This is a genomic window from Ruegeria sp. CF1 (assembly GCF_056537445.1).
Genome location: NZ_JBQFRN010000005.1, coordinates 244882 through 271611, shown reverse-complemented (window position 1 = coordinate 271611; position 26730 = coordinate 244882). Strand labels below are relative to the sequence as shown.

Genomic DNA, 26730 nt, shown 5'->3' with positions numbered 1-26730 from the left:
CACTTTTGTGCGGATCTTAACGAAAACAGGTGGGTCAATTTTATTCGCTCATAACCCACCTAAGTGGGTCAATTTTGCATGCCGATTCACATACCAGCGCAGCAAAGATTATGAACAGAACTAGTCAAATCGGCTTTCAAAAGCGAAAAATTCCAACAGGATCAAATTGCCGCGTACCAACACAGTCATTCGTGCGAAAACGCCGAGACCTGCAAGACTTTGTGACACTGTTTTCTGTGGCCTGTGTAGCCAGCTCAACTGCAACACAGACCCCCCACCTAGGTTAAGCCCACTCCTGTCGGAAAGCCCCAGGGACTTCGCGGCTGGCTTGTTTGCCTCGGGCAGCCCAACCGTCGGTTGGGCAGATTGGACGAGTTAAAATGGCTTGCTTTTGGCGCTGGTACCACAACTCCAAATCTGCTTCCCTAAGATTTCTGCTTTGGGCTCCGAGCTGCCCGATGCCATCGCAGCGAGCACCTCCGAGATGGCGTAACGGAACCGGCCATCGGCGATTTGGAGCAAGCCTTTGATCTTCCGTCGTCTCGTTCAAGGTGCGGTCGTTCGAATCATAGGAGCCGATGTTCGTGCCGAAAACAGCGAATTCGGGCAGTGAGCCCTTTGTAACCGATGCTGCACGGTGCACAAATGTCCGATTGTGGGAGAAGCATCACCAGCCACACGGGACCCGTTGGATCAAATCTCCCACTTAAAGCCTGTTTCTTGTTCAGTGACCTCCCAAAGCCTTCCCATGATGGTTTTGTCATACGCATGCGGGTTCAATGTACCCTTGCCGACCGGGCCAACAGCTTCTAAGCGGCCTGTTGGTCCGTAGAGTGCGCGTTGTTCGGTCAAAGTCTCTTCGATGGCGCACATGACTTCGGGATAGGACCCTTGCTCGGCTGTTTGAACCATAGGTGTCTTGGTTGTCAGCCACCAGATGAACCGCATCGTCCGGCTGCCGCTCGTACTGATCAGTGACGTTGCCGACGAGCCGGGGTGGCAGACATAGACCTCGACCTCGGTGCGCCCGGCGGCGGCAAGCCTGTCCTGTAGTTCATAGGCGAACATCATTTGCGCCAGCTTGCTTTGCGAGTAGGCGGTATTCGGCCCGTAACCCTCTTCCCAGTTCATGTCGTCGAACTTGATCGTCTTCAAACCCATGTTGTAGCCGAGACTGGCGACAACAACGATCCTACCTTTCGAGGCTTCGATCCGCTCAAACAGAAGACCACAGAGCAGGAAGTGACCGTAATGGTTGGTACCGAGCTGACTCTCGAACCCATCCTCTGTCAGCTTGCGGGTTGGCACCTGCGCGATGGCAGCATTGCAGATGAGCGCATCAATCCGGGGAACAGAATTCAGAACTTCTTCCGCAGCTTCGCGTACGCTTGCCAGCGAGGCCAGATCCATGCGAATGAAGCTCACTTCCGCCTCGCTGCCGAACTCAGTTTTCAGGTCCTCAACAGCTGCCTGAGACTTCTCAACCGAGCGGTTCAACATCACGACCTTGGCGCTCTTTTTTAGGAGCGTCCGCGCGGCCTCGAACCCGGCACCGGCGCTGGCACCCGTGATGAGGTAGGTCTTGCCGGAGAGGTCGCCGAGGCGCTCAGGCATCCAGCCTTTGGGTCCAAAGGTGGTATCGGGCATCTTTTGTCTCCTAACTGCGTCAGCGCAGGGATCGAGTGAAGAGTGTGTTAACTTGGAAATGCATATAACTCTCACCAAAGCACAGAAACAGGCGAGATCATCGCGAATACTTGCCCGATTACATCAAGGTAGTTGCCAGCATCGATCTGGAGCCATTACATCTCTGTTATGAGCAAGGATCAGATTAAACAAATCATCGCTAACCGAACCGAAACAGACGGCCTGACCGAGACAGGAATCACGGGCGTGCGGCTATTTCGCGCCACGCAATCAATCCCCTGTGTTCCAGCCGTTTACGAGCCCTGCATCGTGGCCATTGTGAGTGGTGTGAAGGAAGCCGTTCTGGATGGCCGAAGATACGAATATGACAACAGTCAATACCTCTGCTGCCCAATGTCGATGCCGGTCAAGGCAGGGACGCCTTTGGCCTCGCATGACAACCCTCTCTACGGGGTTATGATCTTTCTTGAGCAACGCGCCATGGCCGAGTTGGCAATGGAGATGGAAAATGCCGGGGGCGTTCTGCCTTCGGTCAAAGGAGATCTGCGGGAGCCAGGAATTAGGTTTGCACGATGGGACGATGGATTCACTGAAGCTCTGCTGCGGCTACTGCAGCTCGGAAACAGCGAGACGGATACAGCAGTTCTTGGCGAGGCGCGATTACGTGAGGTGCTCTATGCGATCCTGAGGGGAGAAGCTGGCACCTTCGCCCGGCAGGCATTCGGTGCTGGCAACGCCATCGCACGTTCAATTGCGCATGTGTCGTCACACTTGGATGCGCCGGTCTCGATTGACGATATGGCAAGCCGAGCGGGCATGAGCCGGGCCGTCTTCCATCGTAAATTCAAGCAAGTCACGACGATGGCACCAATCCAATTCGTTAAGTCGATGCGCCTCAACAACGCCGCCATGAAGATCGCGGGCGGGATGCCTGTGAACGAAGCCGCAATGGACGTTGGTTACGTCAGCCCGTCCCAGTTCAGTCGCGAGTTCAGGCGCATGTATGGGCAATCGCCGAGGCAATGGGGAGAGGCACGGAAACTACTGCTCAAAGTTGCTTGAGGCTGACTCGCGTGAGTAGAGCGGACCTTGGAGCCACTGCAGCGAACGGAAGATTTGTCCGCAACCCGGAATTGCAAAGTCTTGGATTGAATGTCCGGTTTGGGCTGACTGCGGTCCTTTGGCATAAAACGCGGATGGCTGCAAAGTCCCGCAAAGCGGATGCTCATGCCGAGTGCAGTGAATGACCACTCGGAGCCCAACCCGTGAATTTGATTTTCTCGCTGCGAGCGCTCGCAGCACGGATTTTGCCGCGCAGGCATCATCTTTAGCGCGGCAATGCTGTGTTAACAGCCGCCATTCGTGTCGGGCGCAACAAGATTTCGTCAGGCAAGGAACGAGTCGTGGGACAAAGGGTAAATTCGCCGCGTTTGCGCCAATGTCTGCAATATCGAGTAACCGGCCGCATAATCGACGTGCGGCACTCACCAGGAACCATTTCAGCGGATCACGTGGACAGAACAATTGGCGTGGTGAACGACCCGGTTCGCAGTCGACCCTATAAATATGTTCTCGATCCCCGGCTTGTGTGAGGCCAGTACTATGCAATCGATGTCATTTTCATTTGCGAAATCAACGATCGCGCGGCCAGCGCTCCCCGAGATAAGCCGCGGTTTCGCGCCCGTTAGCTCTGCAGCGTTCCGATGTAAGCCTTCCTGAAGCTCTTTTCGCGTGTTTGCCAGAACTTCCTCGGGTATCTGAGATGCCACATATGCAGGGATCGGTTCCTGCACATGAAGCACTGTGAATTCCGCATCGGCATTCGCCAGCAAACGAGCAGCTTCAAATGAGGCCTGTGTATCGTGATCTTTGTCCAGGGCGACTGGTACTAGAATGTTTTTATACATGTTAGTTACCCTCCATTTCTACTGCTACGATCATTCAGGCCTCCGCGGTGATACGGCACTCTAAACCGGTTCGGATTTCGAAGACTTACCCGCTTTCTTTGCTGTGCTTGCAACATCATCTATTGTCTTTTCCACAGCTTCGGCTTCGGTTTCCGCTGCATATGCTACACATCGGGCAACTGTTTCGAACCATTCCTGAGCGTCAGCCATAAGACGTTCGGCTGAATGCTTCTGCCACTCTGCTATGGATTGCAGTGCTTTCGCTGGATCAGTCGGGTCTGCAGCAGACGCCGAGCGCGCAGCTTCAAGTGCGGTTCGAACAGCCTCGTGACGCCTCTCAAACCAATGTTGAGCAAAGGCCTCTGCCTCTTTCAGTGACTTCTCCTGCGTGTCCCAAAATTGCTCAAGCTGAGCGCCCAGAAACGGATTGGCTGTAGTAGTCGGCTGCACCTGCTTGAAAATATCTATAAGTGCGTTGGAGTAACTTGATTTTGGCTTCTCTTCAGGCATCGGAGATTCCTCCTCATCTCTAAATGCTGAATATTAACTGAGATCGTGGAAACTTGCCTTAATGTAAATCAACCACCGCCGGCAAACGTGGTAGTGGTGTCCTGCAATCCAAGGGTGGGCTTTGTGCCAACCTATTCAGTCTGTATAGCCTCAAGATACGCAATCACATTCGCCAACGGCACACCTGCGAACATCGGTTGGCCGTCAGGCATCGTCAGCGCAACTTTTTGATCCGAATCCAAAGCTGGTCCAAAAATGGGCATTTCTCCACCATGCGCGAGCAATGGTGCGCGACCATCAATTTGACGCGCCACCGCCTCAATCGGAAAAACACCGTCGTTTTGGGCCGCGAGCCTCGTCAGATCAGGTGTCCTTATCGCCAGCATCTCCGCCATTGGACCATCTCCTGTGGCCTCAAAACCATGACATTGCCAACAATAAGTTCTGTAGAGATCGTGCCCATTTTGAAGGTCAATATCCTGCGCCAGTGCAGCACTTGCAGCAAATATTGACAAAAGAAGTCCGCGACAAACTAGCATCTGTTCCTCCTCCGAGATCAGCATTTCGAGTTGAAAATACGCGATATCGAATGAATGCTTCATTGATCTCGCTCATATTCAACCTTTGAGTACCAGCTGGGAAAAACCATCACGAAACGACGGTCGCAGCATTCGGATCCGCCTCTCTGATCAGTCTTAGCGCCTGATGATATAGATCAACGCCAAATAAAGAATTACATATCAAAGTATGAATGTTTCAGAAGAAGCTCGGCATGAGCGGTGATGAGCCCTTGGTTTATCATCGGGGTGCTTGTTTGCGGCACAGCTTCGATAACCCGGCAATTGCCCATCAAGGAGTGAGGTGAATGCATACAGTTGATCCACCGTCCCCTAAACTCCGACGTTCTCTCACCACTCCGTTGCTTACCTTATATGGGCTCGGTGTAACCGTCGGTGCGGGAATTTATGTGCTCGTCGGCGCAACCGCCGAGGCCGCGGGCCCTTATGCTGCAGTTTCGTTTCTTGTTGCAGCGCTCGTCGTTTCGCTGACGGCTTTGTCGTACGCCGAACTCGCGACGCGCTATCCCGTAAGCGCGGGTGAAGCGGCATACGTTGAAGCGGGATTTCAAAGGGGCTGGATGGCGGTTCTAATCGGTCTTGCCGTTGCTGCGTCTGGGATTATTTCAGCCTCCGCTGTTGCGATTGGGGCGGCCTCATACCTTTACACCCTGACGGGGCTTGGCACCGCATTGCTTACGATCGGCGTTGTGTCGGTCATGGGGCTGATTGCAATCTGGGGCATTACACAATCGGTATTTGTGGCAGCTGTGATCACGGTCATCGAGATCGCGGGGCTTCTTTTTGTGATTGGCTGGGGCATGTCTGTTCAGGAACCGCAAGGCCATGAAATTAGTGCGATGATTCCGGGACTCGAGCTCAGTACCTGGCGCGGTATTATGGCGGCATCTCTGCTGGCATTTTTTGCCTTTGTCGGCTTTGAAGACATGGCAAACGTCGCGGAAGAGGTAAAAGACCCAACCCACACAATTCCAAAGGCTATCCTTTTGACGCTCGTTCTGGCGACGGGTTTGTATCTAGCGACCTCGATCACGGTCCTGCTCGTTGTTCCTATCGATACCTTGTCGACCTCGGCCGCCCCACTCACGCTGGTTTTCTTCGACGCACCCGAAGTAATCAAACAAGGGTTCGCCGCAGTCGCAGTCGTTGCAACAGTCAATGGCGTCTTGATCCAGATGATTATGGCGTCGCGGGTGATCTATGGTCTTGCCGACCGGGATCATCTTCCGAAAATACTGGCGACTGTCCCGCAGGTTACCCAAACACCGGTCGTCGCAACCCTGTTGGTAGTTGTGATAATTCTTCTGCTGACGCAAACTTTGCCAATCGGCATACTAGCGGAACGCACATCCCAGATCGTTTTGGGAGTGTTTGTTCTGGTCAACATCTCGCTGATATTGCTGAAGTCCCGGCCGGGGTCAACTCGGGAACATTTCCGCGTACCTCTTGTTGTACCAATCCTTGGGGTGCTGACCAGCGCTCTGCTTTTTGGTGCCGGATTTCTCTGAGAGGAGAACCGACAGCACAGGGTCACCAGAACGGGGTCCGATTGACGCATGAACACTGACCGATCAACATTTGGAAGGCGGATTTCAGGCTGGTGGCACCGGACTTTCGTCGATCTGATCGCGCAATTGCAATGGTCTTACCTGCCACCATTGATGGTTTACTTTGCGGCCGGGGTTTCGGGGCTAACATCCGTCGTCGGTGCGTTTTTTCTTAAGGACTATCTGAATCTATCCGCCGCTTTTGTTGCGGGATTGGCATTCTGGGCCGGGTTGCCATGGATTCTAAAAATGCCGCTGGGTCATCTGGTTGACCTGTTCTGGCGCTGGAAATCCCTGCTGATTGTTGTTGGCGCATCCTTTATCACGGCGTCATTGCTCATCATGTACAGGCTTGTGGCTGCGCCTGACCAAATGGCCGGCATTATGCCACTTGAGGATTGGTACGTCGTTGCCTTGATGTTGGCTCCTTCAGGTTATGCCATTCAGGATGTCGTTGCTGACGCCATGACAGTCGAAGCAGTGCCGCAATCGGACCGAGACGGACGCGCGTTTATTCAGGACGAAGTTCGTGCCCGACACACCACCATGCAGACCCTCGGCAGGATTGCGATCATATCCGGGTTTGCAGGGGTCGCCGCGGTTAACATCTGGATTTTTTCGGGGGCGGAAAATCTGGAGAAAGCCGATCGTTTGGTTCTCTACGGTCGGGTCTATCTCATTGCCCTGGCTATCCCACTGTTGTCTGTCAGTGGAGTGGTTCTTCACGCTCTGATACAGCGTCGCCTCGTTCGTCGAGGACACCTTCTGCACAGACCAGATCAAACCACCGAAGTCAGGTGGCCGATACTGCTGGGCGGACTTGCGTTTGTCGTTCTCAGCATAGTGTTGGGAACCGCAAGTTTTGCCTTCGCGCAAGAGACCGTTTTTGGGGTGTCGCTCACGGTCATTCTCTACCTCATGTCGCGTTTGCTGAGAGAGCTGGAGTCGAAACAGGCCAAAGTTCTGATCGGGACAGCAACTATCATTTTCGTTTTTCGAGCAGTTCCCTTGCCAGGACCGGGCCTGACCTGGTTCGAGATCGACGAGCTTGGGTTTGACGAACAGTTCCTGGCCATTCTAGCGCTTCTGACCTCACTACTTGCTTTGCTTGGCCTGATTATCCTCAGGCCGTTTATGGCAAGTCGTTCGATTGCGCAGGTTGTAGTGTTACTCACGATTGCCGCCGGAGTGCTGTCCCTGCCAAACCTTGCCTTGTACTACGGGGTGCATGAATGGACGGCCGCGCGCACAGGTGGGGTCGTGGATGCAAGGTTTATCGCCATTCTTGACACAGCCGTTGAGTCACCGCTGGGTCAGATCGCGATGGTCCCAATGTTGGCTTGGATCGCGCGCAACGCCCCAACACATCTGAAGGCTACCTTTTTTGCGGTCATGGCGTCTTTCACCAACATGGCATTGTCAGCAAGCAGTCTCGGTACAAAATACCTGAATCAGATCTTTACCGTTACCCGCGCGGTTACCGATCCCAGAACGGGTACTGTTGCCTCCGTCGCTGACTATAGCCATTTGGGGAACTTGCTGATTACCGTGGGCTTGATCTCTGTCATCATCCCACTGGCTGTGGTTTTTCTGGTGCAAAACTCGCCTTATCAGACGCGCGATTGAATATGCGGATCAATCGCTTTCATCGAGAAGTATCTTGAGGTGTGACACCGGAACGCCAATATTCGAGCCGCCAAATTCGGGTAAGATCGCGGCATTGATAGCAACCACCTCGCCGTTTCGGTTAAGGGCAGGTCCGCCGCTTCCGCCGGTTGTGGTTTCAGCATCATAAACGACTGCACCGGGGCTGGTCTGGGCGACGATCCCCCGGCTGGCCAGAGGCCTGATTTTGTTCTGCTTTGAAAGGTGTTTTGCAATAGTCCAGAAATCGACGGCGCCGTCTCTCTCAAGCGTTTTCAGAAAATCCGGCCCAGCCTGCACAATCAAGGCCTTAAGGCCAGTCGGAAATCCAAGCAAGAAAACTTCTTCACCTGCTCGCGTCGGTTGAGGTGCCAGTGAGAGTCCAAGCCCTTGAACACGGTTCGCATCAACGGACAGAAGCGCCAGATCGGCCGTTTTGCTTGCCCTAAGCAATACCGCTTCCATTGGCTTGGATTGTTCTGGAAGATAAGCCAGCAGGCTAAGTATCTCGGCTTCAAGCCCTGCTGCCTTCAGGGCCTGCGCCCGATCCCCGGTCGTCCAGGGCAAGGCGACATGACGGTTGGTCACCAAAAGAGAGGTGTCCTGCAATAGAAACCCGGTTCCGGTGAACTGAAATTCTGCCGGCGCGCCTTCCGCATCTGGCTCAATCCATGGTTTTCCGAATGGAGTTTTTAGTTTCTCCCCGTCCGGGCCAAGCACATGCCGCAGCAATTTGCCGCTTTCGGTCTGTCGCAATCCGTAAGCACCCTGGATAAAGGCAATAGATCGCGTCGAGGCTGTGATAACTCGCCTTGACGCACCAGCGCGTTCTTCCAAAGTGCCAAGGCGCTGCTCGGTGGAAATCACCTGGTTGTCAAACGCTTCTCTGAGCGCGACCAGATCATCCGCCGTCAGTGCATCTTCTCGCGTCTGCGTAAGCATGACAGCAACCGCCTCGATCTTGAGAGACTCCTGTTTAAGGCTGTCCGCCAGCTTCCGATCGTTCTGAAAAAGCAAATAGCCAAAGGCAAAGATCAGAAGAAGCACACCGATAACGGTAACCCTGAACAAAACCGTGGTTTGTGATGTCAGCCGACGCCCGCCTTCGCGCAGCGCACCGGACATTTTTCTGGCGAAGGGTCGTCGGCTGGAGCGCGCATACACATAAGCGTCACTTATTATATCTTCGACCGTGTGATGTGCCGGGAATGAGTGGTCACACACCCTGTAGCGCGACATGGGCCCCTCTGCACCGAACTCAATCATGTCGCCATGCCCAAGAACTGCCGAAGCAGTTTTTTGACCATTGACCCAGATATCCCGGCCAGGCAAAGCGTTTAGCGCGTAACCGCCTTGCGACCACTGAATCGTTGCCACGTCTTCGTCATGCGGGGGCAAATCCTCTTTTCGCCTGAACTTCAGGATACGATCAGGACCCACCGAAGCAGCCAAAGCGTTGCCGACAAGCCAGGTAACGGTTCCGCGGGACGGCCCCGTCAAGCTCTCCAGAAATGCACGGACATCGCCCGTTTCAGTTTCCACATCGCTTTTGTCCGGCGTCCGCATTGTCCATCTCAGTACTCTAGCCCTATTGGCACATTATCATGCGCAGCAGTGAAACCGCTATGGTGGGCAATAGTGTGCTCGTTTTAAGAACACCAAGGGTCTGCGCATGCTGCCCGGACCATGAAGGTTGCGTGTGCGCCTCCATTGCGCCTATTTCGATGAGACCTTGATCTTCCGGCTGGGATCCTGAGGTTCGGTTTTCGGCATCGTGACGTGCAGGACACCTTTGTCGAACGCAGCGGAAATCTCCTCGATATCGACTGCATCAGGCAGCGTCATTGTCCGAGTGAAACTGCCATAGCTTCTCTCGCTAACGCGCAGATCGCCTGTGTCATCATGCGTAACATTCTTCTGGCCCCGCAGCGTCAATCTACGGTCTTTGATTTCGACTTCGACGTCGTCTTCTTCGAGACCCGGCAATTCAGCCGTGAGAACGATCGCTGTATCCGTTTCGTGGATGTCAATCGCCGGCGAAATCGCACCCGTCATGTCCAACGACGGGAAGCCCGTGCGTTGCGCGGCTGTTTCCAGCGGCAGGAATGGCGCTGCGCCCCCGAAAAAGCGCGACATCATGGATTCCATTTCGCGTCGAAAATTATCAGAGAGCGGATGTGTTCCAGCAAACAGTTGTGGTTTTTTGTCTTCAAGCATTTTCTGATCCTCCTCCTTCGGTGCGATTGGGGGGAGGCTGCATTATGGCAAAAAACTCGTCTAATTACCTTGATCTTGCGCAAGCAAGCGTCCTCGGTAACGCGCCAAAAGGACATCCCGGCCGTATCGGCATTCCGAATGAAACAAGGCGCATTACCGGTCATACGTCCAGGCCAAGGGGTAAACTGATCTGACTCTATTGCGCCAACGAGCGTCTGAAAAGCATCAGGCTGGACGCCAGAAGGATTGCGCCGAGTAACGCCATCCATAAGAACTCTGGCCAGACCGTCTCAAACCTCGCCCCCTTGAAGATGATGGATTGGCTGGCGGACATGTAATGGCGGGACGGAAGGATCGATGTTCCGACCTGAAGCCAGTCGGGCTGCCCCTCGATCGGTGTCTCACCTCCCGACAGCATCAGCATCGGAAGGACTGTCAGCATTACCAAAAGTGCGAATTGCGCCATTGAGCGTGCAATCGTTGCAAGAAATACCCCAAGTGCGGTTGCTGTGAAAAGAAACAGCGCGGTGCCAAAAAGAAACAACACCTTCGACCCCGCGATGTTGATCCCCAGGAAACCTTGCATAACAAAGGTCAGCGATAAGGCGGCCGCGACAAGAACCACCGCTGCGTTTGCCCAAATCTTGGCCATCGCAATGTCAAACGGGGTAAGCGGCATCGCAAGCAGATGTTCGATTGTGCCATGTTCACGCTCGCGGATCATCGCGGCACCGGTGAGGATCGTGGTCAGCCACATGATCTGGCCGATGAGCGCCACGATGCCGGCAAAACGAACAGTATCACGGTTGGGATTGAACGCACTGCGCATGATGATATCGACGGGCAATGACTCAGCCAGGTCCGCACCAATGGCAAAGCGACGGATCTCGGCGCTGAGGATATTGACGATATAGTTTGCGCCAATCCCGGCCTGTTCCATCGCCGTCGCATCAATCAGAACCTGAATTTCCGGCGTGCGCCCGGCGCGAACATCTTTCTCGAACCCTGGTGGCACCGCGACCACAAACAGGAAATGCCCGGCATCCATCTTTTCGGCTCCGGTACCCGGTGCGATCTGGACAACGGGTTGAAACTCCGGAGGGAAGAACGCCGTGGCAAGAGACCGTGAAAGGGGCGAGCCATCCTCATCGGCAAATGCAATGGAGGCATTGTTGACCGAGTTCGAAACCCCCGTCGCCTCCATCACGGGTGCCAGCGTGAATGACCAGAACAGCAGCGCCATCATCACCCAATCACGCCGAAGGCTCATCATTTCTTTCAAGCCAAGCCAGAAGATGCAGGACAACCGTTGCATTTATTTCTCCTGCGCTCGAAGTAAAAGGGCAGCGATCAACGTCAGCACCGGCCCGAAACAGGCTAGTGCGAGAAGATCGGGGGCAAGCGCATCCCAGCCCAGCCCTTTGGTGAAGGCACCGACATTCAGGTGCAGGAAATAGGATGACGGCCAGAGCGATCCGATTGTCTGCGCACCGCCTTCAAGCGATGAAACCGGCTGCAGCAGGCCCGAGAACTGAATGGTCGGTACGACCGAGGCGATCGCGGTCGCGAAGGTAGCGGCCACCTGGCTTGAGGTCATGGTCGCAATGAGCAGCCCATAAGATGTGGTCGCCCAGACATACAGCAACGCGCCAATCGCCAGGGGAACCGGGTTGCCTTTGAGCGGTACATCAAAAACAAGGACCGTCATTCCGGCCAAGAGCAGGAAATTGGCGAACGCGATTGCGATATAAGGGATTTGCTTGCCAACCAGAAACTCAAGCCGCGTCGTTGGCGTTGCATAGAAATTGGTGATTGTTCCCAACTCTTTTTCACGTGCGACGCTAACCGCCATCAGAACTGCCGGTAACATTATCAAAAGGATCGCAGGCATGGCCGGGGCCATTGCGGCAATACTCTCGAAACTCTGATTGTACCTGAAGCGTGGCTCGATACGGGCGATCTCGACCGGATGCACACCTTTTTGGCGGGCCATTGCCGCCAAAAAGGTATTGTGGAGCCCCGCCACATAGCCTTCTACAGTCTCGCCTTTGAACGGAATTGCGCCGTCCACAATTGCAAGCACGTCCGTTGCTTCAACAGAGCGGATCTTGCGCCCAAAGTCAGGTGGGAGTTCGACAACCAGCGAGGCATCTCCTCGGGCCAGCCGTTCATGGCCCTCATCGATACTCGTCAGTGGCTGCGTTGGGTTGAAGTAGCGCGATCCTGAAATCTCTGCAATGTAGGCGCGGCTTTCTGGCCCCTGTGACAAATCCAGTACCGCGAAATCCAGTTCTTCGATGTCCAGCGTAATCCCGTAGCAAAAGACCAGCATCAGGATCACCGAGCCCAGGAACGCAAACGCCAAACGCACGCGGTCGCGCAAAATCTCGATGGTTTCACGCTTCGTGTATGCCAGTGTGCGCCTGATACCCCCGCCAGCGCTGTCATCAAGGGCATGAACCGATGCCTCAGGAGCTTTTACCGGTGCCGGAGGGTCAGCTGCCTTCAATACCGTGACAAATGCTTCTTCCAGACTGTCTACCTGTGCCCCGGCGATCAACTCATCCGGTGTTCCCTCCGCCAGAACACGGCCCGCGTGCATGAACGACACCCGATCACAGCGCTCTGCTTCGGCCATGAAATGGGTCGAGACGAAAATCGTCACTTCTTCATCTCTCGAAAGCTCAATCAGCAACGCCCAAAACGAGTCGCGCGCCTCAGGGTCCACCCCCGAGGTTGGCTCATCCAGGATCAGCACGCGAGGTCGGTGGATCACAGCGACGGCCAGGGAAAGACGTTGCTTGATGCCAAGTGGCAACGCCGTGGCCAGCATGTCCATTTGTGCAATCAGGCCAAAGCGTTCCGCCAGTTCATCGATACGCCTATCGCGGTCCGTGATTGCAAAGATGCGGGCATGTAGCTGGAGATTCTGCCGAACGGTCAACTCGCCATAAAGCGAGAATGCCTGACTCATATAGCCAATCTCGCGACGCATCCTCAGGTCGCGTGCATCAACCGGTCTTCCGAACAGTAACGCCTCACCGTCACTCGCGGGCAGAAGGCCTGTCAGCATTTTCATGGTGGTCGACTTGCCGCAGCCGTTCGACCCGAGGAAGCCGAAAATCTCACCACGGTTAATCGAGAATTCGACGTTATTGACTGCCGTGAAATCGCCAAAGCGCCGCGTCAATCCACGTGCCGTGATCACTGGGTCTGCCTCACGGTGATGTGTGGGCGCTTTCCTTGGTGCGATCAGGGGATCTCCGTGCGCCTGCAACCGCCGGTAGGACGTTTCAAGATCGCTGGCTTCCCCCTTCAATTCTGCCGGAGAACCATGGAAAAGCACGCGCCCGGCATCCATCGCGACGATAAAGTCGAATTGTTCGGCTTCTTCCATATAAGCTGTCGAAACCAGTATGGAGAGGTTGGGAGTAGCCTCTCGGACCGCGTCGATCAGCGCCCAGAACTGACGCCGCGACAGTGGGTCGATGCCGGTGGTCGGCTCATCCAGAACCAAAAGCTTAGGGTCATGGATCAGTGCACAACACAGCCCAAGCTTCTGTTTCATGCCGCCCGAGAGTTTTCCCATCAGTCGATCAGAGAAAGGCGCAAGCCCGGTTGCCGACAGCAATGCTGTGATCCGGATGTCACGCTCCTGCTGCCCCTGTCCGAACAAACGCGAAAAGAACTCAAGGTTCTCGCGCACCGACAATTCTGCATAGAGATTACGGCCCAATCCCTGCGGCATAAATGCGATCGCAGGGCAGATATGGTGACGATGGGCGCGGTCGTCGATTGGGCCTCCGAGAACATTGATTGTGCCGGATTGAAGCTTCTTCGCGCCGGTGATCAATCCCAAAAGCGTTGATTTGCCAACCCCGTCAGGCCCGATCAGCCCAATAAGCTGACCTACCGGCAGGTTAAGCGACAGGTTATCGAGTGCTGTCCGCTGGCGATACTTATGCGTGACACCACTGACGCAGAAATCAGATGGGCCCGCCTGGGAATTCATTCGAACAATTCGGGTGGAATCCGCCTTTCCAGATATTCCGGCCATACACTGTCAGAAGAAAGCCTGATCACAGCGATACCGCGAAGGCCGGTTTTCACATGTTCGATCCGTTCTGTGATCAGATCCTCAGGAATGCGAACCCGAACGCGAAAGACCAACTGTTCACGCTCGCTCAATGTCTCTACCTGCTTCGGAGTGAACTGGGCTTCGGGGGATACAAAAGTGACGGTTGCAGGAACGGCAAAATCCGGCAAGGCATCAAGTACGATGCGCGCCTCAGCCCCGATGGGCAGCAACCCCGCTTCGCGTGCGGGCAGGTACACGTCCATATAGACGTTCTCTAAGCTGAGAAGTGTAAGGATCGGCTCCCCTGCGCCAACAACTTCACCGGGCTCAGCCAGTCTGTAAAGAATGCGCCCTGGCATAGGGGCAACAAGCGAAGCATCCTCGATCTGGGCGGCGATCCGGCGCACTTCGGCTTCGGCAGCCGCGATCTGGCTGTCCGAGGTTGCAACCCGGGCCTTGGCGGCACCCAGAACGGCGTCGGCAACCTGAAATGCGGTTTCGCGATCTTCAAAGACTGTCATCGAAATGTTTTGACCGGCCAACAGTGCCTTTGCCCGTTCCAGTTCCTGCGCCGCGCGACGCTGTTGGCTTTCTCGTTGGACAACAACAGCCTCGGCTTCGGCCTTGGCTTGACGCGCCAATGCTACTTCGGCTTTGGCGCGATCAAGCGCTGCAGACAGTTCATCGGTGTCCATCTCGACCAACAGTTCACCCACAACAACCAAGTTGCCTTCTGCCGACAAAACCTGTGCAACCCGCCCTGCGAAGGTGGGGGCAATTTCCACTTGTTCGGCCTCTATCCGTCCATTGCCCTGTACAAATCCAATTGGCAATTCACTGCTGTCTTCTGAAACGAATATGTACAACGCCGCACCTGCGAGAAGGAGCATTACGACGATCAGTATTGCGCGCACATTCTTTTTCATGATCTGGCGTACCGCGGTTAGAGCTACTAGGTGACGTTATCTCAAACCCCGCATAACGCTTTGTTTTGGATCAAACAGAGCCCTTTAGAGGGTTGTTCAGGCCAAACTCGGGTAGAAAACCGGCGCAGCAGTCTGATTGTTAACCCGCATCAATAGCTCAATGCGGATTCCACGGCGTGACTTTAGATTTCGGTTGCGCCGAACTGACGGAATTGTTGCGCATGGGCAAGCATCACGCGATCGAAACAAATGCCCAATTGTCCATCCATCGTGTCAAAGCACTTACAAGTCATACTTCCAGCGTGCGGATGAAACCAACACTGCGTCAGTATTGCGGGTTGCCGCTCCTACTTCGGCAACATGAAGAACTCTTCCAGTACAATCTTTCCGTCTGCTACTGAATAAACTGCAATCTCACTCAAGGTGATACGTTGCCCAGTTTCCTTCTGCTTTACGTCAGCCTTATATCGCACACTGAAGCGGTTTGGGGGATGAACATAGGGGCCATCGACGTCAAATTCGATGATTTCATGAGCTGCCAGCCAATCCTCTCTTTTCCCTTTGATAGCATCACGGCCTTTGGTGATGCGAAACTGTCGAACCGGAGGCACAACCGCTTCTATGGATTGAGCGTTCTCGGCATACATTTCATCAACATTTGCAAGGCCCCTGCGATCACGCATTGCCTGAACAAATGTTCTTCCAATCTCGACTAATTCTTCCATGATAGCCCCCATTTTTGGCATCTACGGTATCACATCTTGCCTTTTCCAATCTTGACGAGGATCAATGAAATTAGATGTTGGCGGAGAATCCAGTTCGGGAACGAGAGGGCAACTAGTGCAGTGGCAAAGAACGGGCCAATCCCCGGTACCGTCATCAGCCAGGGCGCCATCTCCTTGCCTCGTGGTTGGTGAGCTACCTCCGCATCCAACTCTCTTATCTGACTGATCAACCGGCCCGCATCCCAATCAGCGGACTTAGGCAAGCCTGTGCCGCTTCCCCTCGTGTTGCGCCATCATGCGACAACCGATATCGACCACGAAGACAACCATGCTCCCGGCATCTAGACTATTAAGTGCAGGAAAAGCTTGATCTGGGCTGCACAATTAGACAACGCCTTCATAACCAACTGAAACCGATCGTTTTGCTCTGGCAGGCGCTGTGATCGAAGAAGTGGGTCTTACCGTTTAGTAGCGCCAAGATAAGCAAACCAGTAGGCCAAGGCGACTCCTCCCGCCCCGCCGACAATGTTGCCCAGAGTAACCCACAATAGATTAGTCGCCGCTGAGAAAACCGGCACAGTTGCCCCCGCTGCCCAACCCTGCGGGAAGAAAAACATGTTCGCAATCGAATGCTCGAGCCCCAGCAACACAAAAGCAGTGACGGGCCACAAAACGGCCAGAACTTTGCCGGCAACGCTGCGGGCGGCAAAGGACAGCCAAACAGCAAGGCATACCAACCCGTTGCACAGTGCGCCACGGGCGAAGGCCTCTATCGGTTCCAACCCCGCTTTGGCATCGGCTATCACCACGGCGGTATTGCCCATCGGCCCCTCGAGCAGGCCGGTCAGAGAGAAGGCCAATGCAAGCCCGAGGGCGCCCGCGAAGTTTCCGGCGTAGACGATGCCCCAGCTTCGAAACAGCAGTCGCAGCGGTATCTTGCGGTCGACCGCTGCGATCACCATCAAAACATTTCCGGTGAACAATTCTGCACCACCTGCGATCACCAGGATAAGGCCCAGGGAAAACACCGCACCACCCAGAACGCGGATCGGCCCCGCAGCGCTGTCTGCCCCAGTAACCGCCATCGTATAGGCCGCTGCGCCAAACCCTATGAATGCCCCGGCCAGCATCGCAAGAACGAACATGGGTGCCATTGGCAACTTTGCCTTTGTGACCCCGGCAGTCTCAACTAACGTCGCAATTTCAGAGGGTTTATGAGCGTCGAACAGGGACGGGGTGTTCATGTCGGGCTCCAAAGTTAACACGGATCTACGTAGCAGGAAATTTACAGCCTATCTTCTGACCTTGAACCAATGCACAAATAAAAGGGGAAGTTCATCTGTTCCACCACAGTTCGGGTAGTTTCGCCTTACACAGTTTGGTCTCCGGTCATCGCCACAGGCACCCATAACCTCTGTTTCAGCCTCCGTTTTCTGCCACCGTCATGAAGCAGTGGATATCTGACTCCATTTTCACGGTCGGGAGTTCAGCGTCACGGAGTAGCCATCGAACCTTAGTTCTGTCACGAGGCTTCAATGCAAAGCTTATTGATCGTCATCGTTTTTGTGCCGATTGGGACCAAGTTTGAAATTTAGGCAACGGTCAAAACCGCACAAGTGGCATTCCGACTGATGCCTTGAGAGGTGCTCCCTTGAATCAGGCTACCAATGCTTCCCAATCCGCGGCGGCCCGTCACAATCAGGTCAGCTTTGCATTGCTCGGCGCATGCTATGATCTCGTCGACCGGATCACCGCGTTGGGTATGTGTTTGCGAAACTGTCTGATTGTATTCTTTGGCAATCTCTTTACCCGCGGAAATGATTTTGTCTGCTGCCTGCTGAACCTCTTCGTCTGAAGGCATTGTCGTGACGGCGTGATAGCCAGCAACCGCGCCCATTGCGAAAGCCACGGTTTGCGGCTGAGGTGTATGGACAAGGTGAATTTGGGAGCCATATTTGCTTGAGATATCACAGGCAACGCGTAGAGCTGCTTCTGACGCCTCTGATCCATCCAAGCCAACCACAATTATTTTGAACATGTCGCACTCCCTCCTTTGTGAGGGGTCAGTATGGGTGAACTTGCAGCAACTAGCATTGACTCAAATCAACACTTTTCGCTGCAAATTCGAGCGTTGTCGTCCGTTCGTTTCCAGAAGATTCACGGTAACCGAACCAACTTTAAGAATCGTTGGAATTGCAAACGGTTCATCCCAAAGAGGAAACAGCACATATTTATTGCGAAATACCTCCTGCAAACGCTGCTTTTTCAATGGGTATCAATTTAGCCCAACGATAAAGATCAAGGGTAATGGCGAGAAAAATTGCTACTATGGACGTGCGTTTCAGTTCGTTTGGCGATGACGGCGGATTGCTTACGACACGAAATTCAATCTTATTCCAGAGGAAAACGACGATGCCTTCCTCTTCGCCTTGGGTTCGCCCAGTTGCAATAGCCGCAGCACTCTTTGGTCTTCTTACTATTTTCTCCGGCGGAACGGCACTGTTCGGGGGTGCTGCTGCCAGAGATGCAGTCGGAGATGCAGTTCCATTCGTGCTTTGGTTCAATTTCCTGGCTGGATTTGTCTATTTGCTTGGTGCAATCGCGCTCTTTAAATCAACAACCTGGGCAACTCGAATTGCCTGGGTGATGGGCTTATCTACACTACTTGTGTTCGCTGTTCTGATATTAGTGGCACTGTTTGGAACGCCGTTTGAATGGCGAACCGTCGGTGCAATGACCATACGCACTGGATTTTGGCTGGCGATAGCTGTAGCGCTTTCCAGAACCGCATGAGCCGACCAAACGACGCCGCACCCGCGTCCAAATAGCTTGGCAAGACAGTCACTTTTGATTGAGATCAAGGGCTGAAGCGAACGGTTTCGGCATAGTTGGCGCGCTTTTCGGATCGATTTACGGGAGGATCGAAATGACAGTGCTGATTGCCTACGGCACCGTTGAAGGTCAGACTGCCAAGATTGCTCGTTTTATCAACGATGTCACAAGAAAAGCCGGCTACGATACAATACTGATCAACACCGGAGATCAGATACGACACGTGTCCCTGACAGGTGTGGACAGGGTCATTCTTGCGGCTCCTGTCCATGAACGCCGGCACCCCAAGCTATTCGAAGCGTTTGTTGAAATGCATAGAGACGCGCTTGCGTCCCGGAAGTCGCTAGTGCTTTCGGTCAGCCTAAAGGCGGCTTTTGCAAGAGGCCAGGAAGACGCCTGGGACTATCTTACCGAAATGCTGATGCGTACGCATTTTGAACCTGACCAAACGGCTTTGGTTGCGGGCGCTGTGCAGCCTGACAACTATGGGTATTTTGAAGAAGAGATCGTTCAGCATGTTGTCTTAAAGGATCAAAAGATCGACCCAAGGGACGGTGCTCGGGAGTTCACCGATTGGGACGCTTTAAGGGAAACCGTGGCAACATTCTTGGATAAATGATCCGGCCCAGGGTTTCTTGTAGCCTCTCTTCAGAAATCTCAACTGCAGATGTCGCCACTTCATTGCGCGTTCGCCAGATTTAACAGGCGTTTGATTTCACTGAATGCCATTCGCATGCCGCCACCAGCCAGGCTATAAGATGCACGATATGGCACTGAACAAGATGGCTATGATTGGGGTCTGAAATATTAGATTAGTGATGCGTGTCATTGGAACTAACTTCTTCGACTATCGTGTCTTGAGGTTATTCTCGAACCGGTCCTTCGAGAAACCGCAGTGCGTGCTCACCTCGTCCGCTCCTCAATGGTCGGTTCAGGTTGCAGCGAAAAAGGCAGTTTGGAATTCGGCAAAATTGTCCTTAGTGAATGACTGTTTCGGAGAGCTGTGCTGCATCGCAAGGATAGGCGTTCCGCAGGAGCGAAGACCTTCTGTACGAGCAATAGCCGCGGCTGCGAAAGGCGGGTTTGTCCGCATGTGAGACTTAGAACGGGGGCGCAGCGAACGACCAGATTGGGTTTTGGCCATTTTCACGATTTAAGTGTCCGTTTTCGGGAAATCGCGCCGCGCCGCTGCAGGCATTGCCGTGGCACAGTCGACCAATCAAGGTGATTTTCTCTGCGCCAGCATCAGGCGGGTTCGTCCGCAACTGAGACATCCGAGCCAAAAAACTCGCTGCGGTCGGCACGAACGGCGGCTTTTCTTGCTGCGGCGCGGCTGTTGGCGTTAGTTGAAGGGCTTGTTGCATCAGCGAGAGACAGAGGAGTAGCACTTCGGGTTCGGGCTCTTCGGAACCATTCGCCGCATGGTTCGCGAACGGCTGCTTGCACGAACGTATGATCCTGCCGCCTAGCGTAGTAGACCCCCGCCTCGGGGTGGCCCTATTTGGATTAGCCTACGGCAGGGTTGATCTTGCGGTTTTCTATTTCTTCAAATCAATCCGGTTATTCGGCACTTCCGATCATTATTCGCCCAGCCTATTCGCCGCAGCCTTGATCTTCTTGTCTGTGTTGTACTGACTCAGCGAGTACACGGCCCAAATAGCGGCCGGAATCCAGCCAATGAGCGTTAGCTGCAAAAGCAGGCAGAAAAAGCCCTGAAATGGGCGTCTGATCGTGAAGAACACCACAAATGGAAGCAAAATCGCGAGTATCAATCTCATCTGAAATAACCTTCTGATAGTTAGACCGCTATGTTCTCACAAACATGGTTAAACGCAGATTTACTTAAACAGCACCCCCGTCAAGCGGAGGCGCTACTTTCAGGCCGTTCGGCTCTCATTTTCTCCATCGCCATATCTTTCGCTGACCGGCTTTTCCGCTTCGCGACCGTGCGCTGCGCATCAAAAGCCGCCTGAAGTTCCTTGTCTTTCTCGGAAACCCCTTTCACCGGGGCAGGGGCCGGTTTCGCATCAGCCAGTTCCTTTGCCGTGTCCCTGGCTTGTTCGACAGCCAGATCGAGGTGTGCCCCTTTGATTTTCGGAGTATCGCCCCCGAGGAATTGCACAAAGTAAGGATCTTCGAAGTATCGGATCTTGTTGGCAATCACCGGCATCTTGCCTTCGCGGAGCAGAACAACCTCATTTTCGGGCAATCGACCCACATGTTCTGGCCGGAGCAGGCGAATGCCCTCCTCGCGTTCCGACATGCTGCCCATCTCCATTTTGCCGAGCGCCCGAGACTTCGATTTGCTCATGACTGTTTTGTCACCGATGGACCTGGACACGTGTTCGCGTACCTCTGAGTCCTCAGAGGCTGCAAACATTTGCGTCCCGGCATTTGCCAGCATCGCCCGCACGCCTTCATGCCCGTAGATGTCCTGCAGACGCGACAGTGTTTGCGAAATCACCACCAGCCGGCCACCGAAGGATCGCATAGTGTCATACGCTTCGACCACGCGCTCAAGATGGCCGAGACGCTGAAACTCATCGAGCAGCATCAAAACCTTGAACGGCTCATCTTCACCCGGCTCAACGGTTTCAATGGTATTCACCAGATCGAGGAAGAAAAGACGAATGAGCGTCCGGAATTCTTTGACCTTTTTTCCCGGCACAGAAAAATAGATCGAGGTGGGGCGCCGACGCAGATCCTCAAAGTTGATGTCATTACCCTGCGTCGCTCTTGCCACAGACGGGTTGCGCCAGAGCTGAAGGCCGGAGTTCAGCATAACCGAAACTGTTGACCGCAGGATTTTGGATTCTTCGGCTGCAAGATTCAGGAACTCATCCGCTGCCCGGGCATAGCCTACTTCTTCAGCCATTTTCTCGTAATCCTTTTGCTTGGTCGTTTTGACCAGGCGCAGGATCTCGGAAATGTACGGACGATCCCGCTTGATCGCCAACATCGCCATTGCGCAGAACATGCCTTCGACGCCACCCAAAAAGCCCTGAGCGGACGAGCTGGGCGTGTCGAACATCTGGGTTGCGACCTGAATCACTTCTTCCCAACGCCGATCCAGATTATCTGCGCGAGCTGCGCGGCGCAGCGGGTTATAGCTGTGGCTTTTTTCTGGGTTTTCAGGGTCGAACACAAAGACCTCATCACCCATTGCCGCCCGCCGTGCGCCGGTCGCTTGGAATATCTCGCCCTTGATGTCCAGGACAACGCAGGAGCCGTTGAAACGCAGAATGTTGGGGATCACAAAGCCGCTGGTTTTGCCCGAGCCAGACGGCGCAATGAACATCGCATGTGGTTTCTGAACAGTCGGACCGGGCTTATAGAAGATCGCGTTTTTCTCTTTTGGTGGGCCGAACTTGGCAAAGACAATTTCACTGTCCAGCTTTGATTTCAGCTTCAGAGGTGCCGCGTATCCTTCTGTGACGAGCTGAGGCGCTTTCGCAAAAACCGCATCCCCGTATTTGGTCGAGGGGCCGCGCAGAGCAGCGGCCACAAACGCAAATGTCAGAACGCAGACGGCCACAACAGCCACAAGCCCGATGACCTGTTGTTCCTCTGCAGGCCGTGCCATGAACTTTTCCGGTATCGCCCAGATGTCCAGCCCCCTGAAGCCTTTCGTATTGAGGTATTCGATGACCAGGCCGACCACCAACACTGCACAAGCTGAAGTAGCGATAAAGCCCATTGTGCCGGCTATCGCTACCTTCTTGCCTTTTGGGAGATCCTGAAACTCAGCCATCGGTCAGCTCGCGTTTGAAGAAGCACACGATGCCAAACTCGGCAGGTACGACGCCGACCATTTCCCAACCGTCTTGCCCGAGCTTCGCAAACTTCTCGCCTGCATTTTCCTCTACCCGCATCAAGACATTACGATACTCAAATTTTTTCATTCTATTTCTCCTTCAGATAAGTTGATCAGCGGCCATCAGGGGTGGAAAGATCACTCCGTTGACCTTCCGTTCGTCCCCGATTTTCTTCATGTGAACGATCATGTGAATGGTGGCCCGGATGTCATCGACCACCTCTGACTTTTGGACGGTCGGAGATCCGCGCCGCACCATTTTGCTCATTCGACCAATGGCATCTACGGGCGAGTTGGCGTGCATGGTGCAGACAGATCCGTCATGCCCGGTGTTTACCAGCTCCAGGAACATATTCGCGTCGTCGCCTCGGATTTCACCGCAGACGAGGCGGTCAGGCCGTAACCGCAGAGCCGATTCCAGCAGCTTTGTTGGTGATCGAGGCCCATTTTCTTCTGAACGATCAGCAAGCAAGCCCACGAAGTTTGGTTGCTCGATGTCCAGCTCTGCCACTTCTTCAATCGTCACGATCCGTTCGCCTGGATCGACGCGCTTCAGCATTGCATTGAGAATAGTGGTTTTGCCAGACGAGGTGCCCCCGGCAATAATCACGTTCCACTTACTTTGCATCGAGAGGTCCGCCAGCTCGTCAAAGCTCATCGTGCCCGCTGCGAGGGCAGAACGGGCATTTTCGAGCGCACTATGATCGTTGCTTTCCGCCAATGCGGCCTCTTTGCTGGCGAAGCTGAACGCGCCTAGATCAACGGTTTTCACACGGAGCAGGCGGATCGCCACGGACCCCACGCCGGTTGTTGCAGGCGGAATCACGACCTGCACCCGCGCTTTGCCCTGCTGTGTCGGCACATTGGCCGTCGCAATCGGCTTCTTTTCTCCGAATGTCACATCGCTGAAACCGGCCACGCAGCGCCCGATGTTTTCTACCTCGTCTCTGTTCAGAGTGATGTCTGTCCTGGTCATGTGCGTTGTGCCCATTTCTTCGACCCAGACCGATCCGTCAGGATTCACAGAAATTTCGCTCAGGCTTTCATTGTGCAACAAATGCTCGATCTTGCCTGTATAGTATTCCAGAAGGCTATTACCGTTCCGCCCGCTCATGTTCTTGTCCTTGGTAGAGCACTTTTGGGAACAGTGGAGGTTGCCTTCGCTGCCTCTCGGCTTTGCCTCGAACGCGAACGTACCCACACAAGATTCATTAATTCCAAAAAGTGCTGAATTTGCGTCAAAAATGGCCGCTACCGCACTCGATCATGCTGGCGGCGGCCGGAAAGACAGCTGAGGCGGTCGGCTCATTGGCTCGCGCTCAGAAGCTATCGAACACAACGTCGCGCTGCAGGATCGCGTTGATACGACTGCCCTGATCGACAAAGATTGTCGGTGTGATGCGCAGGTATTCATCAAGCGCCGCTGCCGTGGCGTTCTGCAGGTTAGACCCCACTTGCGTTGCCAGATCAGTGCGAACCGAGTTGTTGCTATCGCTGTCAGACACCAACGCCACCGGCGCAATGCCGATGATGGACAACAGCGTAGCAGTTCCGAACCGCTTCCCAAAGTGTGTGTTCACCTTGCCGGTCGCACCAGTCCGGCCTTGACCGTCCGTACCAGCCGATCCGATCTGAGCGGACAGGCCATCAGGCGTGATGACACGGCTCCAAACAATCATGATGCGCGTTTGCGCCAGCGTCGTATCCGCCCGATACTCGCCATAGAGCTTCGATCCACGCGGGAGCAGCAAACGCGTACCGTCCATCGAGTAGACGCCACGCGTGATCGTCGCCACCACGCTACCCGGAAGTTCCGAGCTTACGGCCCCGCCAAACACGGCAGTCAATACCGTGCCCTGAGTCAGCGTGCGGGACGGATCGTCAATGATCGAGGCCCCCACGATGGGCGGATATTCTTCGACCAAGTTGTTTTGCCATGTCGCGTTCGGGTTTTCCTGATAGCCGCGCTGTTCTTCAGGCAGGCGAGTGCTTTCAGGCTGAACCTGCACAGGCTGCGGTGCCGGTTGCACGGGCTGGAAAATGATCGGCTGCGACCCACTGTTGATGGGTTGGTAATTCTGTTCCTGAGCCATTGCACTTGAGGCCAACGTGACCAGGGCGAGGGTAAGTGCTGTTCTGTTCATCGTCAGCTCCATCAGTTTCTACGAAATGGGTTTTCATCGAACACGATGCCGTCCGACTGGTTCTGGCGCTCGCGCATCCGCTTGAGTTCTTCAAGCCTGCGCCGCTCATCATCGGTCAGACCCGTAGTCTGCAAGTGGCTCATGCTGGCAAGTGCCCGTGCCTCAGCATCAGCAACGGCCTGGGCAAGCTCTGTCTGAAACTTCTTCTCGCGCTCGTCATATCTGACCTCCAAACGCTCGTTGGTCAGATTGAGAGAGGCGATTTCACTGTCCTTTTCTGACAGCGAAACTTTTGCATCGGTCAACTCGCCTTGAAGATCGGAGATCCGACCATTCTGCTGTTCGATAGTTTTCAAGGCTTGTTTGAGCCCTTCGGAATCAATCTGCACCGGCGCTGTTTCGGGTGTCGCGACAGCTATGGTCTCGGGCAGGGCATCTGGTTCTGGTTCGTCCACGTCCGGCCCCCGTGCCGTAAGCAGGCCATAGCGTTCGCCACCGCTTTGTTGCAGAGCATCAACGCGGATACCTGCGCGGCTGTTCTTGGCGTCATCGCCCATCACAAACCAAACGAAACCGAGAAACACTGCCCCCGCAACCGCTACGCCAACAAGTTTCTTAGGTTCGAACTTTTTTCGGGCACGTAGGGGCGGCTGTTCAGCCGCCGCCCGTGCCGCAATTGTGCTTTCGCGGTTCATTACTTGCTGCCCCCCGGTTGGACTGTTTGCGAGGTGATTGGTCTACCAGTCTGGCCGCGAGCGCTGGCTTGCTGGTAATCGTCGCCATCGTTCCGGACGCAGATCGAGTCGTCCTCGATGCGCAGCGTCCAGAGATCGGAAAGACCCTGCACCTGTATAATGCCGCGCTCTTTCACTGTGGTGTTCACCATCAGTTCCCGACCGTCAGGCAATACTCGGAAAATTCCGGGCAATTCCTCGTCTTGCGGGATTTGCATGTACGTGTGTACGCCATCGTCCCATACGGCGGTAGGCGCGAAGTCAGCTTTGCCCGAGCGTGAGTAGTTTTGGTTCACAAACCGGCCTGTTGGTTTCGGCTCACTCCGAGCAACCGTACCACGACGTGTTGTGGTCCCGTCGCCGTTGTTTTTGTTGTAGAACGTGACCCGGAACGGAACACGTTTGCGTTCGGCGGCGCTCTCGGCCGGAACCAGATAGAAGTTGTATGTCCCGCGATTGGTCAGAACGGTCAGGTTTGAATCCGAGTTCAGGATTTCCGGCTTGAACGCAATAACGCGCCCTTCCTGCAGGCGGGTGATCTGAAAACTTTCGGTGTCACCGGCACCAATGCTGCGGACGGTTTCACCCTGCGGAAAATGAACATAGGTGATCAGGCGTTCACCCACAGGGATGCGATACACCTGGTTCTCGACATAGTGGAAATGCGTGATGCGGTGATCCGCGTTCCTTCCGTCTGGCGTTGGTGTGATTTCCGCCAGAACAGGCATAGAAAGAGCCAGGACTGCGGCAGTGACGGTTGTGAGTGTCTTAATGGTTCGCTGCATCAGATGTCTCCCATGGAGTCGACGCGGTAGTTGGTGACGACAAAACCGAATGGATTTTCAAGAAGCTCATCCATCGACGTCACGATTTTTTCCTCAAACCCGTAGGTCACTGTGACCACGTAGCGGGCTGAGACCGTTGCTTGGTTTGGCACGATCAGGGACTTGCGGATCTCGACCTGCACCGTCTCATCGTTGACCGGCGAGACGCCCAGAATTTCGGTCTGCACCTTTGTCTTGGGCGTATAGATTTCGTCCGGATGGTTGTCGTTCGAGCCGTCCCACAGTTCGCGGTAGGACGTTTCGGCCAGCTCATCAGAACGTCGCAGCACCGATTTCAGGCGCTCGTTGTTGTCCTGGACATCATAGGTTTCCCGGTCCTGCACATAGTTTGCCACCTCGCGGAAGGCCATCGCCTCGGATGGTTCCAGTTCTTCGACCTTTTCAGTCAGCAGCACCGGCAGCTTTGTGTCGGGATCGATGGAGAATGGCACCGCGCGGATTTCCTTCAGGGGAAGGAGCATCGCCCAGCCAATCATAGAGGCCACGCCCATTGCCATGCCGACCATGCCGAATACCTGCCATTTGAAGGCATCACGGCGTGCGCCCAGAAAGAGTTCTTTTTCGTGATCTGTCACGTGTGAC

The 26730-nt window shown here is 54.5% G+C and carries 25 protein-coding genes; 5 read left to right on the top strand and 20 right to left on the bottom strand.

Features of this window, described 5'->3' with window-relative positions; genetic code table 11:
- Positions 1 to 693 precede the first annotated feature (693 nt).
- Positions 694 to 1647, bottom strand: a complete 954-nt coding sequence (locus ACRZ96_RS11985) for an SDR family oxidoreductase (RefSeq protein WP_480814671.1) — start codon at positions 1645 to 1647, stop codon at positions 694 to 696.
- 168 nt (positions 1648 to 1815) lie between these two features.
- Here ACRZ96_RS11985 and ACRZ96_RS11980 point away from each other — a divergent pair, with 168 nt between their 5' ends.
- Positions 1816 to 2709, top strand: a complete 894-nt coding sequence (locus tag ACRZ96_RS11980; RefSeq protein WP_480814670.1) for an AraC family transcriptional regulator — start codon at positions 1816 to 1818, stop codon at positions 2707 to 2709.
- Between the two features lie 437 nt (positions 2710 to 3146).
- Here ACRZ96_RS11980 and ACRZ96_RS11975 read toward each other — a convergent pair whose 3' ends face one another.
- The 3 genes from ACRZ96_RS11975 to ACRZ96_RS11965 all read right to left on the bottom strand — a co-directional run bounded on the left by ACRZ96_RS11975 (position 3147) and on the right by ACRZ96_RS11965 (position 4666).
- Positions 3147 to 3554 (bottom strand): universal stress protein, encoded by a 408-nt coding sequence (locus ACRZ96_RS11975; protein WP_480814669.1) that lies wholly within the window; start codon positions 3552 to 3554, stop codon positions 3147 to 3149.
- 60 nt (positions 3555 to 3614) lie between these two features.
- Positions 3615 to 4064: a phasin family protein gene (locus ACRZ96_RS11970; RefSeq protein WP_480814668.1), complete on the bottom strand. Its 450-nt coding sequence runs from the start codon at positions 4062 to 4064 to the stop codon at positions 3615 to 3617.
- Positions 4065 to 4195: 131 nt separating this feature from the next.
- The gene (locus ACRZ96_RS11965; protein ID WP_082643718.1) at positions 4196 to 4666 is read right to left on the bottom strand and encodes a c-type cytochrome; all 471 of its coding nucleotides are present in this window, start codon (positions 4664 to 4666) and stop codon (positions 4196 to 4198) included.
- Between the two features lie 263 nt (positions 4667 to 4929).
- Here ACRZ96_RS11965 and ACRZ96_RS11960 point away from each other — a divergent pair, with 263 nt between their 5' ends.
- Both ACRZ96_RS11960 and ACRZ96_RS11955 read left to right on the top strand, forming a co-directional pair.
- Complete coding sequence (locus ACRZ96_RS11960) at positions 4930 to 6150, top strand: APC family permease (RefSeq protein WP_480814667.1); 1221 nt, start codon at positions 4930 to 4932, stop codon at positions 6148 to 6150.
- A gap of 48 nt (positions 6151 to 6198) precedes the next feature.
- The gene (locus tag ACRZ96_RS11955; protein ID WP_480814666.1) at positions 6199 to 7815 is read left to right on the top strand and encodes an MFS transporter; all 1617 of its coding nucleotides are present in this window, start codon (positions 6199 to 6201) and stop codon (positions 7813 to 7815) included.
- 9 nt (positions 7816 to 7824) lie between these two features.
- On the opposite strand, the gene ACRZ96_RS11950 is transcribed toward ACRZ96_RS11955, so the two are convergent.
- From ACRZ96_RS11950 to ACRZ96_RS11915, 8 genes are all read right to left on the bottom strand, one after another.
- Positions 7825 to 9399, bottom strand: coding sequence for a trypsin-like peptidase domain-containing protein (locus ACRZ96_RS11950; RefSeq protein WP_480814665.1), 1575 nt, complete (start codon positions 9397 to 9399; stop codon positions 7825 to 7827).
- A gap of 150 nt (positions 9400 to 9549) precedes the next feature.
- Positions 9550 to 10050 (bottom strand): Hsp20/alpha crystallin family protein, encoded by a 501-nt coding sequence (locus tag ACRZ96_RS11945; RefSeq protein ID WP_425078531.1) that lies wholly within the window; start codon positions 10048 to 10050, stop codon positions 9550 to 9552.
- 196 nt (positions 10051 to 10246) lie between these two features.
- Positions 10247 to 11365 (bottom strand): ABC transporter permease, encoded by a 1119-nt coding sequence (locus ACRZ96_RS11940; RefSeq protein ID WP_480795886.1) that lies wholly within the window; start codon positions 11363 to 11365, stop codon positions 10247 to 10249.
- Positions 11366 to 14062, bottom strand: a complete 2697-nt coding sequence (rbbA, locus tag ACRZ96_RS11935; protein ID WP_480814664.1) for a ribosome-associated ATPase/putative transporter RbbA — start codon at positions 14060 to 14062, stop codon at positions 11366 to 11368.
- Positions 14059 to 15018: an HlyD family secretion protein gene (locus ACRZ96_RS11930; RefSeq protein ID WP_480814663.1), complete on the bottom strand. Its 960-nt coding sequence runs from the start codon at positions 15016 to 15018 to the stop codon at positions 14059 to 14061. The genes rbbA and ACRZ96_RS11930 overlap by 4 nt, the downstream gene beginning before the upstream one ends.
- A gap of 383 nt (positions 15019 to 15401) precedes the next feature.
- Positions 15402 to 15779 carry a SnoaL-like domain-containing protein gene (locus ACRZ96_RS11925; protein ID WP_425078535.1) on the bottom strand — a complete coding sequence of 126 codons (378 nt, stop codon included), beginning with the start codon at positions 15777 to 15779 and terminating at the stop codon, positions 15402 to 15404.
- 458 nt (positions 15780 to 16237) lie between these two features.
- Positions 16238 to 17023: a formate/nitrite transporter family protein gene (locus tag ACRZ96_RS11920; protein ID WP_480814662.1), complete on the bottom strand. Its 786-nt coding sequence runs from the start codon at positions 17021 to 17023 to the stop codon at positions 16238 to 16240.
- A 347-nt stretch (positions 17024 to 17370) separates the two neighbouring features.
- Positions 17371 to 17817 carry a universal stress protein gene (locus ACRZ96_RS11915; protein WP_058283451.1) on the bottom strand — a complete coding sequence of 149 codons (447 nt, stop codon included), beginning with the start codon at positions 17815 to 17817 and terminating at the stop codon, positions 17371 to 17373.
- Positions 17818 to 18086: 269 nt separating this feature from the next.
- Here ACRZ96_RS11915 and ACRZ96_RS11910 point away from each other — a divergent pair, with 269 nt between their 5' ends.
- Together ACRZ96_RS11910 and ACRZ96_RS11905 are read left to right on the top strand one after the other, a co-directional pair.
- Positions 18087 to 18572 carry a hypothetical protein gene (locus ACRZ96_RS11910; RefSeq protein WP_480620923.1) on the top strand — a complete coding sequence of 162 codons (486 nt, stop codon included), beginning with the start codon at positions 18087 to 18089 and terminating at the stop codon, positions 18570 to 18572.
- 133 nt (positions 18573 to 18705) lie between these two features.
- On the top strand, positions 18706 to 19230 hold the full coding sequence (locus ACRZ96_RS11905; protein ID WP_480814661.1) for a flavodoxin domain-containing protein: 525 nt from the start codon (positions 18706 to 18708) through the stop codon (positions 19228 to 19230).
- Positions 19231 to 20191: 961 nt separating this feature from the next.
- Here ACRZ96_RS11905 and ACRZ96_RS11900 read toward each other — a convergent pair.
- From ACRZ96_RS11900 to ACRZ96_RS11865, 8 genes are all read right to left on the bottom strand, one after another.
- The gene (locus ACRZ96_RS11900) at positions 20192 to 20389 is read right to left on the bottom strand and encodes a YqaE/Pmp3 family membrane protein (RefSeq protein WP_271951236.1); all 198 of its coding nucleotides are present in this window, start codon (positions 20387 to 20389) and stop codon (positions 20192 to 20194) included.
- Positions 20390 to 20469: 80 nt separating this feature from the next.
- Positions 20470 to 22362, bottom strand: coding sequence for a type IV secretory system conjugative DNA transfer family protein (locus ACRZ96_RS11895; RefSeq protein ID WP_480814660.1), 1893 nt, complete (start codon positions 22360 to 22362; stop codon positions 20470 to 20472).
- Positions 22355 to 22513: a DUF4177 domain-containing protein gene (locus ACRZ96_RS11890; protein WP_152460674.1), complete on the bottom strand. Its 159-nt coding sequence runs from the start codon at positions 22511 to 22513 to the stop codon at positions 22355 to 22357. The genes ACRZ96_RS11895 and ACRZ96_RS11890 overlap by 8 nt, the downstream gene beginning before the upstream one ends.
- A gap of 12 nt (positions 22514 to 22525) precedes the next feature.
- A complete protein-coding gene (locus ACRZ96_RS11885; RefSeq protein WP_480814659.1) occupies positions 22526 to 23539 on the bottom strand; it encodes an ATPase, T2SS/T4P/T4SS family in 1014 nt (337 codons plus the stop codon).
- Positions 23540 to 23744: 205 nt separating this feature from the next.
- A complete protein-coding gene (locus tag ACRZ96_RS11880; protein ID WP_480814658.1) occupies positions 23745 to 24569 on the bottom strand; it encodes a TraB/TrbI/VirB10 family type IV secretion system protein in 825 nt (274 codons plus the stop codon).
- Positions 24570 to 24580: 11 nt separating this feature from the next.
- Positions 24581 to 25264 (bottom strand): hypothetical protein, encoded by a 684-nt coding sequence (locus ACRZ96_RS11875; protein ID WP_480814657.1) that lies wholly within the window; start codon positions 25262 to 25264, stop codon positions 24581 to 24583.
- Positions 25264 to 26088, bottom strand: coding sequence for a TrbG/VirB9 family P-type conjugative transfer protein (locus ACRZ96_RS11870; protein WP_480814656.1), 825 nt, complete (start codon positions 26086 to 26088; stop codon positions 25264 to 25266). The genes ACRZ96_RS11875 and ACRZ96_RS11870 overlap by 1 nt, the downstream gene beginning before the upstream one ends.
- On the bottom strand, positions 26088 to 26723 hold the full coding sequence (locus ACRZ96_RS11865) for a VirB8 family type IV secretion system protein (RefSeq protein WP_480814655.1): 636 nt from the start codon (positions 26721 to 26723) through the stop codon (positions 26088 to 26090). The genes ACRZ96_RS11870 and ACRZ96_RS11865 overlap by 1 nt, the downstream gene beginning before the upstream one ends.
- Between the last annotated feature and the right edge of the window lie 7 nt (positions 26724 to 26730).

Coding starts and splice junctions, on each gene's coding strand:
- ACRZ96_RS11985 (WP_480814671.1), bottom strand. CDS start 1,647: ATGCCCGATACCACCTTTGGACCCAAAGGCTGGATGCCTGAGCGCCTC.
- ACRZ96_RS11980 (WP_480814670.1), top strand. CDS start 1,816: ATGAGCAAGGATCAGATTAAACAAATCATCGCTAACCGAACCGAAACA.
- ACRZ96_RS11975 (WP_480814669.1), bottom strand. CDS start 3,554: ATGTATAAAAACATTCTAGTACCAGTCGCCCTGGACAAAGATCACGAT.
- ACRZ96_RS11970 (WP_480814668.1), bottom strand. CDS start 4,064: ATGCCTGAAGAGAAGCCAAAATCAAGTTACTCCAACGCACTTATAGAT.
- ACRZ96_RS11965 (WP_082643718.1), bottom strand. CDS start 4,666: ATGAAGCATTCATTCGATATCGCGTATTTTCAACTCGAAATGCTGATC.
- ACRZ96_RS11960 (WP_480814667.1), top strand. CDS start 4,930: ATGCATACAGTTGATCCACCGTCCCCTAAACTCCGACGTTCTCTCACC.
- ACRZ96_RS11955 (WP_480814666.1), top strand. CDS start 6,199: ATGAACACTGACCGATCAACATTTGGAAGGCGGATTTCAGGCTGGTGG.
- ACRZ96_RS11950 (WP_480814665.1), bottom strand. CDS start 9,399: ATGCGGACGCCGGACAAAAGCGATGTGGAAACTGAAACGGGCGATGTC.
- ACRZ96_RS11945 (WP_425078531.1), bottom strand. CDS start 10,050: ATGCTTGAAGACAAAAAACCACAACTGTTTGCTGGAACACATCCGCTC.
- ACRZ96_RS11940 (WP_480795886.1), bottom strand. CDS start 11,365: ATGCAACGGTTGTCCTGCATCTTCTGGCTTGGCTTGAAAGAAATGATG.
- rbbA (WP_480814664.1), bottom strand. CDS start 14,062: ATGAATTCCCAGGCGGGCCCATCTGATTTCTGCGTCAGTGGTGTCACG.
- ACRZ96_RS11930 (WP_480814663.1), bottom strand. CDS start 15,018: ATGCTCCTTCTCGCAGGTGCGGCGTTGTACATATTCGTTTCAGAAGAC.
- ACRZ96_RS11925 (WP_425078535.1), bottom strand. CDS start 15,779: ATGGAAGAATTAGTCGAGATTGGAAGAACATTTGTTCAGGCAATGCGT.
- ACRZ96_RS11920 (WP_480814662.1), bottom strand. CDS start 17,023: ATGAACACCCCGTCCCTGTTCGACGCTCATAAACCCTCTGAAATTGCG.
- ACRZ96_RS11915 (WP_058283451.1), bottom strand. CDS start 17,817: ATGTTCAAAATAATTGTGGTTGGCTTGGATGGATCAGAGGCGTCAGAA.
- ACRZ96_RS11910 (WP_480620923.1), top strand. CDS start 18,087: ATGGCGAGAAAAATTGCTACTATGGACGTGCGTTTCAGTTCGTTTGGC.
- ACRZ96_RS11905 (WP_480814661.1), top strand. CDS start 18,706: ATGACAGTGCTGATTGCCTACGGCACCGTTGAAGGTCAGACTGCCAAG.
- ACRZ96_RS11900 (WP_271951236.1), bottom strand. CDS start 20,389: ATGAGATTGATACTCGCGATTTTGCTTCCATTTGTGGTGTTCTTCACG.
- ACRZ96_RS11895 (WP_480814660.1), bottom strand. CDS start 22,362: ATGGCTGAGTTTCAGGATCTCCCAAAAGGCAAGAAGGTAGCGATAGCC.
- ACRZ96_RS11890 (WP_152460674.1), bottom strand. CDS start 22,513: ATGAAAAAATTTGAGTATCGTAATGTCTTGATGCGGGTAGAGGAAAAT.
- ACRZ96_RS11885 (WP_480814659.1), bottom strand. CDS start 23,539: ATGAGCGGGCGGAACGGTAATAGCCTTCTGGAATACTATACAGGCAAG.
- ACRZ96_RS11880 (WP_480814658.1), bottom strand. CDS start 24,569: ATGAACAGAACAGCACTTACCCTCGCCCTGGTCACGTTGGCCTCAAGT.
- ACRZ96_RS11875 (WP_480814657.1), bottom strand. CDS start 25,264: ATGAACCGCGAAAGCACAATTGCGGCACGGGCGGCGGCTGAACAGCCG.
- ACRZ96_RS11870 (WP_480814656.1), bottom strand. CDS start 26,088: ATGCAGCGAACCATTAAGACACTCACAACCGTCACTGCCGCAGTCCTG.